The 12,152-nt window shown below is 63.5% G+C and carries 11 protein-coding genes; 4 read left to right on the top strand and 7 right to left on the bottom strand.

The genetic code is table 11. From position 1 onward, the window contains the following. The first annotated feature begins 30 nt into the window (after window positions 1-30). From mscK to trxC, 3 genes are all read left to right on the top strand, one after another. Entirely contained in the window at window positions 31-3,339 is a 3,309-nt protein-coding gene (mscK, locus tag IRZ77_RS07905) for a mechanosensitive channel MscK (RefSeq protein ID WP_085602039.1), read from the top strand. 180 nt (window positions 3,340-3,519) lie between these two features. Continuing rightward, window positions 3,520-4,980, top strand: a complete 1,461-nt coding sequence (gene selO, locus IRZ77_RS07910; protein WP_108480382.1) for a protein adenylyltransferase SelO — start codon at window positions 3,520-3,522, stop codon at window positions 4,978-4,980. Window positions 4,981-5,107: 127 nt separating this feature from the next. Next, entirely contained in the window at window positions 5,108-5,542 is a 435-nt protein-coding gene (gene trxC / locus IRZ77_RS07915; RefSeq protein WP_063912048.1) for a thioredoxin TrxC, read from the top strand. On the opposite strand, the gene IRZ77_RS07920 is transcribed toward trxC, so the two are convergent. Both IRZ77_RS07920 and IRZ77_RS07925 read right to left on the bottom strand, forming a co-directional pair. Next, a complete protein-coding gene (locus IRZ77_RS07920; RefSeq protein WP_046613507.1) occupies window positions 5,539-6,312 on the bottom strand; it encodes a ParA family protein in 774 nt (257 codons plus the stop codon). The genes trxC and IRZ77_RS07920 overlap by 4 nt on opposite strands. 136 nt (window positions 6,313-6,448) lie before the next feature. Next, on the bottom strand, window positions 6,449-7,360 hold the full coding sequence (locus IRZ77_RS07925) for a LysR family transcriptional regulator (RefSeq protein ID WP_046613508.1): 912 nt from the start codon (window positions 7,358-7,360) through the stop codon (window positions 6,449-6,451). Between the two features lie 166 nt (window positions 7,361-7,526). On the opposite strand from IRZ77_RS07925, the gene IRZ77_RS07930 reads away from it, so the two are divergent. Continuing rightward, the gene (locus tag IRZ77_RS07930; RefSeq protein ID WP_153671436.1) at window positions 7,527-8,714 is read left to right on the top strand and encodes an MFS transporter; all 1,188 of its coding nucleotides are present in this window, start codon (window positions 7,527-7,529) and stop codon (window positions 8,712-8,714) included. Window positions 8,715-8,829: 115 nt separating this feature from the next. On the opposite strand, the gene IRZ77_RS07935 is transcribed toward IRZ77_RS07930, so the two are convergent. The 5 genes from IRZ77_RS07935 to IRZ77_RS07955 form a co-directional block, all read right to left on the bottom strand. Beyond that, a complete protein-coding gene (locus IRZ77_RS07935; RefSeq protein ID WP_108480384.1) occupies window positions 8,830-9,177 on the bottom strand; it encodes a YgiW/YdeI family stress tolerance OB fold protein in 348 nt (115 codons plus the stop codon). A 60-nt stretch (window positions 9,178-9,237) separates the two neighbouring features. After that, complete coding sequence (locus IRZ77_RS07940) at window positions 9,238-9,621, bottom strand: hypothetical protein (protein WP_146190374.1); 384 nt, start codon at window positions 9,619-9,621, stop codon at window positions 9,238-9,240. 92 nt (window positions 9,622-9,713) lie between these two features. Beyond that, complete coding sequence (gene gspL, locus IRZ77_RS07945; protein ID WP_085602035.1) at window positions 9,714-10,823, bottom strand: type II secretion system protein GspL; 1,110 nt, start codon at window positions 10,821-10,823, stop codon at window positions 9,714-9,716. Beyond that, window positions 10,816-11,673, bottom strand: a complete 858-nt coding sequence (locus tag IRZ77_RS07950) for a type II secretion system minor pseudopilin (RefSeq protein WP_108480386.1) — start codon at window positions 11,671-11,673, stop codon at window positions 10,816-10,818. Before IRZ77_RS07950 ends, gspL begins: the two co-directional genes overlap by 8 nt. Continuing rightward, window positions 11,670-12,152 carry a type II secretion system protein GspJ gene (locus IRZ77_RS07955; protein WP_181381624.1) on the bottom strand — a complete coding sequence of 161 codons (483 nt, stop codon included), beginning with the start codon at window positions 12,150-12,152 and terminating at the stop codon, window positions 11,670-11,672. Before IRZ77_RS07955 ends, IRZ77_RS07950 begins: the two co-directional genes overlap by 4 nt.

The following is a 12,152-nucleotide window of genomic DNA, read 5'->3' on the forward strand; positions in this document are numbered from 1 at the left end:
GTTTCTGCCGGATCCACAAGTAGCCTGCCTATGTCCCTGCGCGTGTACCTCCGCACAGCCCTGCTCGGGCTGTGCCTGTCTCTCTCTTTTGCAGCCACCGCAGCAGAAGCCCCGACCACCGCCAGCATCCAGAACAGCCTCGACAAGATCGCCGAGCGCAAGCTGCCCGAGGCCGAGCAGAAAGCCCTGCAGCAGGTGCTGGAGCAAACCCTCAGCCTGCTCGCCAGCAAGGAAGACAACGAAAAGAAACTCGCCGCGCTGAAGCAGCAGCTTACCGGTGCGCCGAAAGAAACCAGCGACAGCCAGCGCGAACTGGCCAGGCTAAAGGAAAGCAAGCCACAGCCGGTGGCTCAGCGTTACGCCAGTCTCTCGGTGCCGCAACTGGAGCAGATGCTCAGCGAGCGCAGCACCCTGCAGGGCGAGCTGCAGAAGGCGTTGTCCGAAGCCAACAGCCTGATCATCAACTCACAGACCCGCCCGGAACGCGCCCAGGCCGAAATCAGCAACAGCCAAGCGCGCACCCAGCAGATCAACAGCATCCTCAAGACCGGCAAGGACGCCGGCAAACCGATCAACGCCGACCAGCGCAACCAGTTGAATGCCGAACTGGCATCGCTCAACGCGCTGACCCTGCTGCGCCGCCAGGAGCTGGCCGGCAACAGCCTGCTGCAAGATCTGGGCAACGCCCGCCACGACCTGCTGATCGAGCGCTCCGCGCGCCTGGAACAGGAAATCCAGGACTTGCAGACCCTGATCAACGACAAGCGCCTGGCCCAGTCCCAGGAAGCGGTCACCCAGCAGTCGATCGAGGCCCAGAAAGCCGGCGGCAGCAGCCTGCTGGCCACCGAAAGCGCGGTCAACCTCAAGCTCTCCGACTACCTGCTGAAAAGCACCGACCGCCTCAACGAACTGACCCAGCAGAACCTGCGCACCAAGCAGCAACTGGACACCCTGACCCAAGCCGACCAGGCGCTGGACGAGCAGATCAACGTGCTCAAGGGCAGCCTGCTGCTGTCGAAGATCCTCTACAAGCAGAAGCAGACCCTGCCGCACCTCAAGGTCGATCGCGACCTGGCCGACCAGATCGCCGACACCCGCCTGTACCAGTTCGAGGTCAACCAGCAACGCGAGCAGATGAGCAGCCCGGTAACCTATGTCGACAAGCTGCTGGCTGCCCAACCACAGGAAGATGTGACGCCACAGCTGCGCAAGGCCTTGCTGGAAGTGGCGATTACCCGCAGCGATCTGCTGGAGCGACTGAACCGCGAGCTGTCGGCGCTGCTCAACGAATCCATCACCCTGCAGCTCAACCAGAAGCAGCTGCTGGGCACCGCCCAGAGCCTGCGCACCACCCTCGACGAGCAGATGTTCTGGATCCCCAGCAACAAGCCGCTGGACTGGGACTGGCTGCGCTATGTGCCGGAGCGCCTGGCCGACCAGATGGCCAACCTGCCGTGGGGCTCGGGCCTGAAGGAGCTGGGCGACGGCCTGAGCCAGCGCCCCTTGCTGTTCCTGCCGCTGCTGCTGGTGATCGGCGCCCTGCTGTGGCGCCGCAAGTACCTGTACCAACGGCTGGGCAAGGTGCACCAGGACATCGGCCACTTCCGCCGTGACAGCCAGTGGCACACACCCCAGGCGATCCTCATAAACATCCTGCTGGCGATGCCGGTCAGCCTGGGCCTGGCCCTGTGCAGCTACGCCCTGCAGATCGACGCCCGCGGGCAGAACGCCAACCTCGGTGCGGCCCTCTGGCAACTGGCCCAGGCCTGGCTGGTGTTCTACACCGCCTACCGCATCCTCGCCCCGGGCGGCGTGGCGGAAATCCACTTCCGCTGGCACAAGCCACAGGTCGAGTTCCTGCGCGGCTGGGTGCGCCGCCTGGGCACCGTGGTACTGGCACTGGTCGGTGTGGTGGCGGTGGCCGAACATCAGCCTTCGGCGCTGGCCGATGATGTACTGGGTATCGGCGTGGTACTGACCTGCTACGCACTGATGGCCTGGCTACTCAGCCGCCTGTTGCTCAGCAGCCCGGCGCACCGCGACACCTCGCTGTTCCGCAAGGCCGTGGGTGTGGCCTTCACCGCCCTGCCCATCGCTCTGTTCGTGGCCGTGTGCTTCGGCTACTACTACACCGCGTTGAAACTTACCGACAGGCTCATCTACACCCTGTACCTGCTGCTGTTCTGGCTTGTGATCGAAGCCGCGTTCGTGCGTGGCCTGTCGGTGGCGGCACGGCGCCTGGCCTACCAGCGCGCGCTGAGCAAGCGGGCGGCCGCCAAGGAAGGCCTGGATGGCGAAGTCATCACCGAAGAGCCAACGCTGGACATCGAGCAGGTCAACCAGCAGTCGCTGCGCCTGATCCGCCTGGCCCTGCTTGGCGGCTTCATCGCCGGCTTGTACTGGGTGTGGGCGGACCTGATCTCGGTGTTCGCCTACCTCAACAATTTCGTCCTCTACGAATACACCAGCGGCACCGGCGCCGCCGCCAGCATGGTGCCGATCAGCCTCGGCGACCTGCTGGGCGCATTGGTGATCGTCGGCATCACCTTTGCCCTCGCCGGCAACTTGCCGGGCCTACTGGAAGTGCTGGTGCTGTCACGCCTGAACCTGGCTCAGGGCAGTGCCTACGCCACCACCACGCTGTTGTCGTACACCATCGTCGGTATCGGTATCGTCAGCACCCTGTCGACCCTGGGGGTCAGCTGGGACAAGCTGCAATGGCTGGTGGCCGCGCTGTCGGTGGGCCTGGGCTTCGGCATGCAGGAGATCTTCGCCAACTTCATCTCCGGCATCATGATCCTGTTCGAGCGCCCGGTGCGGATTGGCGACACCATCACCATCGGCAACCTGTCGGGCACGGTGAGCAAGATCCGCATCCGCGCCACCACGATTACCGACTTCGACCGCAAGGACATCATCGTCCCCAACAAGACCTTCATCACCGGTCAGCTTATCAACTGGTCGCTGACCGACACGGTCACCCGGGTAACGCTGAAGCTGGGCATCGACTATGGCTCTGACCTGGATCTGGTGCGTGACCTGCTGCTCAAGGGTGCCCACGAAAACCCACGCGTGCTCAAGGACCCGGAGCCGATCGTGTACTTCCTCAACTTCGGCGAGAGCTCGCTGGACCACGAGCTGCGCATGCACGTACGCGACCTGGGCGACCGCAACCCGACGCTGGACGAGATCAACCGCTACATCAACCGCGAGTTCAAGGCACACAACATCAAGATCTCGGTGCGCCAGGTCGAGGTGTTCCTGATGGATCCGAAGGGCGGCAAACAGCAGCTGATTCCGGTGGAGCAGCCGAAACCGGATGGCACTGCTTCGGCCTGAGTGGGCTCTAATACTTTATTCTGTGCAGAATCCCTGCGAGGGCTTTGCCCTCGATCGCCGGCAAGCCAGCTCCAACAGGGGCCGTGCCGCACCCAGGCCCTGCACATCCCCTGTGGGCGCTGGCTTGCCGGCGATAGGCCGCAAAGCGGCTCCCTAGGTACCGACTTCCAGGAGCAGCCCGTGAAAGCCCTCGACCAACTCACCTTTGACAATCGCTTCGCTCGCTTGGGTGACGCGTTCTCCACCCAGGTCCTGCCCGACCCCATCTCAGACCCGCGCCTGGTGGTAGCGAGCGAGTCGGCCATGGCGCTGCTCGACCTCGACCCGGCCCAGGCAGAGCTGCCGGTTTTCGCCGAGCTGTTCAGTGGCCAAAAGCTGTGGGAAGAGGCCGACCCGCGGGCTATGGTCTATTCCGGCCATCAGTTCGGCTCCTATAACCCACGCCTGGGTGATGGCCGCGGCTTGCTGCTGGCCGAAGTGCTGAATGACCAGGGCGAGCACTGGGACCTGCACCTCAAGGGCGCCGGACAGACGCCCTATTCGCGCATGGGCGACGGCCGCGCCGTGCTGCGCTCCTCGATCCGCGAGTTCCTCGCTTCCGAGGCCCTGCACGCCCTGGGCATTCCCAGCAGCCGGGCACTGTGCGTGATCGGCTCCAGCACCCCGGTGTGGCGCGAAACCCGCGAAAGCGCGGCGATGCTCACCCGCCTGGCGCAGAGCCATGTGCGTTTCGGGCATTTCGAATACTTCTACTACACCAGGCAGCCGGAACAGCAGCGCGTGCTGATCGACCATGTGCTGGAGCAGCACTACCCCGAATGCCGCGATGCCGTGCAGCCGTATCTGGCCATGTTCCGCACCATCGTCGAGCGCAATGCAGAGCTGATCGCCCTGTGGCAGGCCTATGGCTTCTGCCATGGGGTGATGAACACCGACAACATGTCGATCCTCGGCATCACCTTCGACTTCGGCCCGTACGCCTTCCTCGACGATTTCGACGCCAACTTCATCTGCAACCACTCCGACGACCGTGGCCGCTACAGTTACGCCAACCAGGTCCCTATCGCCCACTGGAACCTGAGTGCGCTGGCCCAGGCGCTGACCACGGTGATCGAAGTCGAAGCGCTCAAGGAGGCGCTGGGCCTGTTCTTGCCGCTGTACCAGGCACACTACCTGGACCTGATGCGCCGGCGTCTGGGCCTGACCACCGCGGAAGAGGACGACATGGCGTTGGTGGAGCGCCTGCTGCAGCGCATGCAGAGCGGTGGTGTGGACTACAACCTGTTCTTCCGCAAGCTGGGCGATCAGCCCGTCGCCGAGGCGCTGAAGGTGGTGCGTGACGACTTCATCGACCTGGCCGGTTTCGATGCCTGGGGGGCGGACTACCTGGCCCGCTGCGAGCGTGAAGCGGCCAATGCGGAAGGGCGGCGTGAGCGCATGCATGCGGTGAACCCGCTGTACGTGCTGCGTAACTACCTGGCACAGAAAGCCATCGAAGCGGCCGAAGCGGGGGATTACAGTGAAGTGCGACAGCTGCATCAGGTGCTGAGCCGCCCGTTCGAGGAGCAGGCCGGGATGCAGGGCTATGCCGAGCGACCGCCGGAATGGGGCAAGCACCTGGAAATCAGCTGCTCATCATGAATCCTGGGGCCGCTGCGCGGCCCATCGCGACACAAGGCCGCTCCTACGAGGGTACTCGGACTCCTGTAGGAGCGGCCTTGTGTCGCGATGGGCTGCAAAGCAGCCCCAAAAACCTCAAGGAATTGACATGTCCGAACCACTGGTAATCCCCTGCCCCCACTGCAACGGCCTCAACCGCCTGCCCGCCGAGCGCCTGGGCGACGCGCCGAAATGCGGCCGCTGCAAACAGGACGTGCTGCTGAGCACCCCTTTCGAACTCACCGAAGCCAGCTACGCCAGCCAGATCAAAGGCGATCTGCCACTGCTGGTCGACATCTGGGCGGATTGGTGCGGTCCGTGCAAATCTTTCGCCCCCACCTTCGAACAGGCCGCCCGCCAACTGGCCGGCCGCTGCCGCCTGGCCAAGCTCGACAGCGAAGCCAACCGCAACCTGGCCGGGCAACTGGGCATCCGCTCGATCCCCAGCCTGCTGCTGTTCAAGCATGGCCGTGAAGTCAGCCGTCAGGCCGGGGCGTTTCCACTCCAGTCGTTGATGGAGTGGTTGCGTAGCCAGGGGGTCTAAGCGTTCTCCTCGAGCAGCGAGTGCAACTCGACAAACTGCAGGGTCAGCTTGTGCCTGGGCTCCAGATGAATCAGCGGAAGGCTGGCATGGTGCGACTCACGCATCTTCACCGAGCTGCCCAGGTACACCGGTAGCACCGGGAGCCCTTCGGCCAGCAGCTCGTCGAGCATCTGCTGTGGCAGGCTGGCGCGGGACTGGAATTGGTTGACCACGATGCCTTCGACCACCAGGTCTTCGTTGTGGTCATCCTTGAGTTCTTCGATCTCGGCCAGCAGGCCATACAGGGCCTGGCGAGAGAAGCTGTCGCAGTCGAAAGGAATCAGCACGCGATCGGCGGCGATCAGTGCGGAAACCGCATAGAAGTTAAGCGCTGGCGGGGTATCGATGTAAATGCGCTCGTAGTCCTCGTCGAGTTCGTCGAGCAACTTACGCAGCTTGTTGATCTTGTGTTTCGCCTCAAGCTTCGGCTGCAGATCGGCCAGCTCGGCCGTGGCGGTGACCACGTGCAGGTTGTCGAACGGGGTTTCATAGATATCGACCTGATTCTTCTTGCTGAACGGCCCGCTGGACAGGCTTTGCTTGAAGAAGTCGGCGATGCCCATGGGGATATCGTCGCCGGTCAGGCCAGTCAGATACTGGGTCGAGTTGGCCTGGGCATCCAGGTCGATCAGCAGGGTCCGATAACCTTCGCTGGCGCTCACCGCCGCCAGGTTGCAAGCGATGCTCGACTTGCCCACGCCACCTTTCTGATTGAACACCACGCGCCGCATGATTGACCTCCGTGTATCAACGAATGCCCGAGTATGTGGTGCGGCTGCGGCAATGACCAGTGCCTTTTGCCCGAAGCAACAGCCTCAAGCCATGCGCGCCCGCTGTGGGTGCTGGCTTGCCGGCGATGGGGCCCGATCAGGCAACTACACTGCCCCCGCCAGCCACCTGCCCCGTGAGCAACTCGGCAAATGCCCGTGCCATCGCCGACCCACCATGCTCGCGCTGCACCAGCCACACCGCCGACATCGCCCCTTCATCCAGCAGTGTGCGATAAACCACCCCTTCGATGCGCATGCGCTGGAACGACGCCGGCAGCACCGATACCCCAAGCCCTGCCGATACCAGCCCGATGATGGTCATTGCCTCCCCCGCCTCCTGGGCAAAATGCGGGCTGAAACCCGCCTGGCGCGCCAGGCTCAGCAACTGCGCGTGCAACCCGCTGCCATAGCTGCGCGGGAAGAACACGAACGGTTCATGGGCCAGCGCGGCCATGTGCACGCCGTGGTCCGTGCCTTCGGCCAATGGATGCGAGGCATTGATCACCGCCACCAGCGGCTCGCGAAACAGTTCGGTGGCCACCAGCCCTTCCGGCAGCGGCATCGGCCGCATCAGCCCGACCTCGATGGACTCGTCAAACACCCCTTCCGCCACATCGCGACTGCTCATTTCCTTGAGGTTCAGGTGCACCGCCGGGAAGCGCTGGCGAAACGCGTGGATGGCCTTGGGGATCTTCGAGGTGAACGGTGCCGAGGAGGTAAAGCCGATCTTCATCTCCCCCAGCTCCCCCAACTGCGCACGCCGGGCGACATCGGCGGCCTTTTCCACCTGCGCCAGCACCTGGCGGGCCTCCTCGAGGAACAACCGCCCCGCCTCGCTCAGCTCGACCCGACGGTTGGTACGCTCGAACAGACGGGCCCCCAGCTCCTGCTCCAGCGCCTGGATCTGCTGGCTCAAGGGTGGCTGAGAAATGCCCAGCTGCTGGGCGGCGCGGCCAAAATGCAGCTCTTCGGCCACGGCGATGAAGTAACGCAAATGGCGCAGTTCCATGATCAGCTCCGAACAGGTCGCACAACGTCTTAAATAGGTCGAACAATATATTGGATCTAATCATTAGCCAGCTATATGCTTTTTTTCATTGCGCCAGAGGTACCCGCCCGTGAAAACTGCTGTAGCCCCCCTTCCCGTCGAGCCAGACCCTGCCCCGCTGAACGAAATGTGGATCGAAAAAGGCACACCCGCCTTCATGAAAACCGTGCTGGCGCTATTCAGCGGCGGCTTCGCCACCTTCGCCCTGCTGTACTGCGTGCAACCGATGATGCCGTTGCTGTCGAAGGAATTTGCCATCAATGCGGCGCAGAGCAGCCTGGTGCTATCAGTCTCCACAGCCATGCTGGCGTTCGGCCTGCTGATCACCGGCCCGATCTCCGACCGCATCGGGCGCAAGCCGGTGATGGTGTTTGCCCTGGTCTGCGCCGCCCTTTCCACCCTGGCCAGCGCTGTGATGCCGAGCTGGGAGCTGGTACTGGCCTCCCGCGCCCTGGTCGGCCTGTCGCTGAGCGGCCTGGCGGCGGTGGCGATGACCTACCTGAGCGAAGAGATCCACCCGCAGCACATCGGCCTGGCCATGGGCCTGTACATCGGCGGCAATGCCATTGGCGGCATGAGCGGGCGCCTGATCACCGGCGTACTGATCGACTTCGTCAGCTGGCACACGGCTATGCTCACCATAGGCGGCCTGGCCCTGGTGGCGGCGCTGGTATTCTGGAAGGTGCTGCCCGAATCGCGCAATTTCCGCCCGCAGGCGATGAACCCACGCAGCCTGCTGGATGGCTTCGTCAGGCATTTCAGGGATGCCGGCCTGCCTTGGTTGTTCCTCGAAGCCTTCCTGCTGATGGGCGCCTTCGTCACCCTGTTCAACTACATCGGCTACCGCCTGCTGGCCGAGCCCTATCACATGAACCAGGCGCTGGTCGGCTTGCTGTCAGTGGTGTACCTGTCTGGCATCTACAGTTCGGCGCAGGTGGGCGCGCTGGCTGACAAACTGGGCCGGCGCAAGGTGTTCTGGGCCAGTATCGTGGTTATGGCGGGCGGCTTGATGATGACCCTGGCCAGCCCGTTGGCGATGGTGATCGTCGGTATGCTGGTGTTCACCTTCGGCTTTTTTGGCGCGCACTCGGTGGCCAGCAGCTGGATCGGCCGCAGGGCTTTGAAGGCCAAGGGACAGGCGTCGTCGTTGTACCTGTTCAGCTATTACGCCGGGTCAAGTGTGGCCGGTACGGCGGGCGGGGTGTTCTGGCATCAGTGGGGCTGGAATGGCATCGGGCTGTTCATCGGCAGCCTGCTGGCGGTGGCGTTGCTGGTGGCGCTACGCCTGAGCAAGTTGCCGCCCAAGACAGCCTGAGCATGGGGCTGCTTTGCAGCCCATCGCCGGCAAGCCAGCTCCCACAGGATCCCACAAGGCTCATGACCTGTGGAGTACTTGTGGGAGCTGGCTTGCCGGCGATAAGGCCCTCGGATCAGTTGATGATCTCGACCATATCTACATCCACCTCCCGGCTCATCAGGTGCTTCTCCACCTCACCGGTCAGCTTGACCTTGGTCTTGTCGTTGAACGGCGTCGGCGGCAGGTCTTCATCATCGATTTCCACGGTGATAGTGCCGGTGTTGTCCTTGAACTCGTACTTGTCGTCGTTGTTGATCTTCTTAGTCACGAAGCCTTGCAGCACCACTGGGGTGTCGTCGGCAGCATCGTTGGCCGCAGCTACGGTGGTGACCGACTGGTCGCCGGGGCCGGTGTAGCCGGCAGCCAGGGCGGCAGTGCTGAACAGAGGGGCGAGGATCAAGGCGAGGTAACGGATTTTCATGGGACAGGTCCTGATTCGATTTCGATGGAAACAGCCTACCGCTGCTGGCTGAAGCCAACCTTAATCAGCACTGGCCTCATCCAGCGCAAACCCCAACTGCGCCTGCAGCCGCTCCCCGACAATTTGCAACTGCAAACTGCGGACCTGCGCGCCGTCAACCTCCAGCGCATGCAGCCACTCCAGCAGTGGCGCAGGCTCACCCTCGAGGCTTACGTCCACCTGACCGGCCCGTGCCTGCAACCCGATAATTCGCAAACCGGCGGCCAGTGCGCGCTCGTTCAGAACAGCGGGTGTCAGCACCGTCACCGGTTCCCTGGCCAAGGCCGGACCTGTCGAAACCCGTTGCAGATGCCCGGTGAGCTTCAGCTCATGCGCATGGGCGAGCTCGGCCTGTTGCAAGCTCTGCTTGCCGGGTACCCAGGCAAACTGCCAGAGCAGGACCATGGCCAAACTCCAGAGTGCGGCCATGATCACTGCCCTTCGATCACCGGGTATCGATTGCCATTGGCCTATCAGGGTCTGCTCAATCCACCGCATCAGCGAGTCTCCCTGAAAGTCAGGGTCGCGCGCACAACCTGCTCGGCCTGCCGGGCCTGGTCCATCAACACGGCAGGCGCCCGCTGGCGCAGGCGCTCAAGGTCATCGAAACCTTGCGCAACCACTTCCATGCGCCACCCTCCGCGGGGACTGGACACGGCTCGCTCAACCGTGATGTTCCCGGTTTCCACCAATTGCTCCGTGAAAGATACCAGCCCCTCCACGGTAGTCTTCTCTCGGGGACGGAATTCCAGTGCCCTGATCTGTGTGGCCAGGTCACCTGCGACAGACTGCTCGGGCGCCCAACGCAGAAACGTCTGAAGATTCTCGGCATGTAGCTGTGCTGTACGTTCCGACAGCCATTCAGCACGCAGATGTTCCGCCAGGCACACCATTGCGAAGGCCAGCAGCGCTCCGCCCGCCAGGGATGGCCAGGGCACGATAGGGCTTCGTCGCCGAAATGGCCCCTGGCGCAGGTCCAGGGCCTTGGCCCGACCTTGGATGAAGGTGTGAAAGGCGCTATCGACGGCTTGGTTATGGAGGGTCTGCCCTGCATCAGCAGGTTCGGCCGGCCGCTCCATCGGCGGCAGTTGCCGCACCAGTACCTCGGCTGCCTGGGGGCCGGCGGCCAGCCAAGGCCCACCATGCCCGCCCAACAACCAGCGCCCCTCGAGCCACAGGGCACGGGGCTGCTCGGCGCCCAGCAGGTCGGCATCGGCGTGGATCCCGAGCGGGTCGATTCCCTGGCTTTTCAACAAGGCCATAAGGCTGGCCAGAACCTGACGCTCTATCACCAGAGCCCGGCGATGTCCCTGCGCATCCGGCGGGCCGAAAACCAGATGCAGCGTTTCCAGCGGCGCAGCCAAATAGTCTTCGGCAGCGTAGGCCAATGTTTCAGGCTTGGGCCGCTTGCACGGCACAGGACCGATCTCGCAACTGCCCAACATCTCCATAGGTACCACCACGATAGCAGGACCGGTGAGCGTCGGAGCCAGCTCCTCCAGTCGTGCCTTGTGCAGGCTGCCGTCCGCCGCACGCAGCCACACCGGCCACCGCGCATCGGCTGCCGCAACCCCTTCCGGCAACAGGTACAGCCAATTCTCACTCATCTGCTCTTTGCTCCCGCATCGCAGAAAACACACGCCGCACCACACGAACCTGATGCGTGTCCAAATCGATCTCCAGGTCGCTGTACAGGTACATGCGCTTACCTGCCATCTCTGCCTGCACCTCCAGGCGAAACCAGCGGCTGGTCACGGCCAGCCCGCGCCTGTCCAGCCCCACGCCTTCCAGTTGGGGCAGGGCCAAAAAACGTTCTACCGTGGGGTAACCCGCTTCGGGGCGCTCGCTTACCAGTTGGCTTGCCACCGTAAGCGACACCTCGGCGGACGCCGCAAGCAGTAGCGCCGGGGCCGTGTTGATGTTGAGCCGCGCCTCCTTGGGCAACACCACTACCCAAGGCTGCAAACGCGCCATTACCTCAGCGGAAACACCCGGCAACGTACGCAACTGGGTTGGGTCGAGCATCGGCTGGCCAGCGAGCCCTTCCAAAGCGGGTGGCTCCACCTGCAACGAATGGCACAGGCGCTCCCAGCGCTTGAGCAGCAGCGGGTCGGGTTCCTTGCCTGCCATCAGGGCGCCGAGGTTCAAGCGGCCAGAGAGGTCCTCCAGCTGCAGGCTCAGTTGCCCCTGACCAAGGGTGAACGCTCGGGGCTGGGCCCAGGATTGTCGAACATGAGTGACCTGCAGTACTTCGCCAACCTCACGGCGCAAGCTCGCCAGGGCATGCTGCTCGCCGGCCTGAGCCAAACGCAGCAAGCGCGACGCGTCGATCTGCTGGCTGACACCACCAATCAGCAGTTGATGGCTGCGCAACATACCGGCTGACAGCAACGTGAGCAGCGCCATGACAAGCAGCACGGTGACCAGCGCAAGCCCCTTTTGACGTTGCCTTCTCATTGGCTGGTGCCTCCCAGCGGCAGTACCCGCCGGATCTGTTCAAAACGCCTGGTCGACAGTGTCACCTCCAGCGCCTGCGGTGGCACCGGCCGACGCTGGGCCATTGGCCAGCGCGCCTGCCAGCCGCTACCGGGCACGTGCAGACGCCAGTGCAGCTCGCTTACACCTTCGAGCAAACGCTGCGGGCGTGGCAGGCCTTGCCCCAGCGTGCGTCGCTGGCGCCACAGCACGCCGTCTTCGAGCCAGTACTCGACAACCCTCAGCTCGCTGCGCTTGAGCGTTTGGCTGCCTTGTTCGCTGGCCAACCAATGGACCCGAGTGCCGTTCAACAGAATACCGTAACCGCCTTTGCCCAGGCTCGAGGGCGCATACCCCAGCATGGCGTCGCGCTGAATCAAACTCATGGCCCTACCCAGCGCACGCAGCTCATCGGCCTGTGCCTGTCGTGCGTTCTCGGCACGCATGAACACATCAAGCAC

Origin of the sequence: Pseudomonas pudica (assembly GCF_015680405.1) — a bacterium.
In the GTDB taxonomy this organism is placed as follows: Bacteria; Pseudomonadota; Gammaproteobacteria; order Pseudomonadales; family Pseudomonadaceae; genus Aquipseudomonas; species Aquipseudomonas pudica.

What these genes read in the sequence shown, in the direction of transcription:
- IRZ77_RS07930 (WP_153671436.1), top strand. Translation starts at nt 7,527, where the DNA reads ATGTGGATCGAAAAAGGCACACCCGCCTTCATGAAAACCGTGCTGGCG.
- mscK (WP_085602039.1), top strand. Translation starts at nt 31, where the DNA reads ATGTCCCTGCGCGTGTACCTCCGCACAGCCCTGCTCGGGCTGTGCCTG.
- IRZ77_RS07950 (WP_108480386.1), bottom strand. Translation starts at nt 11,673, where the DNA reads ATGAGAAGGCAACGTCAAAAGGGGCTTGCGCTGGTCACCGTGCTGCTT.
- IRZ77_RS07920 (WP_046613507.1), bottom strand. Translation starts at nt 6,312, where the DNA reads ATGCGGCGCGTGGTGTTCAATCAGAAAGGTGGCGTGGGCAAGTCGAGC.
- IRZ77_RS07925 (WP_046613508.1), bottom strand. Translation starts at nt 7,360, where the DNA reads ATGGAACTGCGCCATTTGCGTTACTTCATCGCCGTGGCCGAAGAGCTG.
- IRZ77_RS07940 (WP_146190374.1), bottom strand. Translation starts at nt 9,621, where the DNA reads ATGGTCCTGCTCTGGCAGTTTGCCTGGGTACCCGGCAAGCAGAGCTTG.
- gspL (WP_085602035.1), bottom strand. Translation starts at nt 10,823, where the DNA reads ATGAGTGAGAATTGGCTGTACCTGTTGCCGGAAGGGGTTGCGGCAGCC.
- trxC (WP_063912048.1), top strand. Translation starts at nt 5,108, where the DNA reads ATGTCCGAACCACTGGTAATCCCCTGCCCCCACTGCAACGGCCTCAAC.
- IRZ77_RS07935 (WP_108480384.1), bottom strand. Translation starts at nt 9,177, where the DNA reads ATGAAAATCCGTTACCTCGCCTTGATCCTCGCCCCTCTGTTCAGCACT.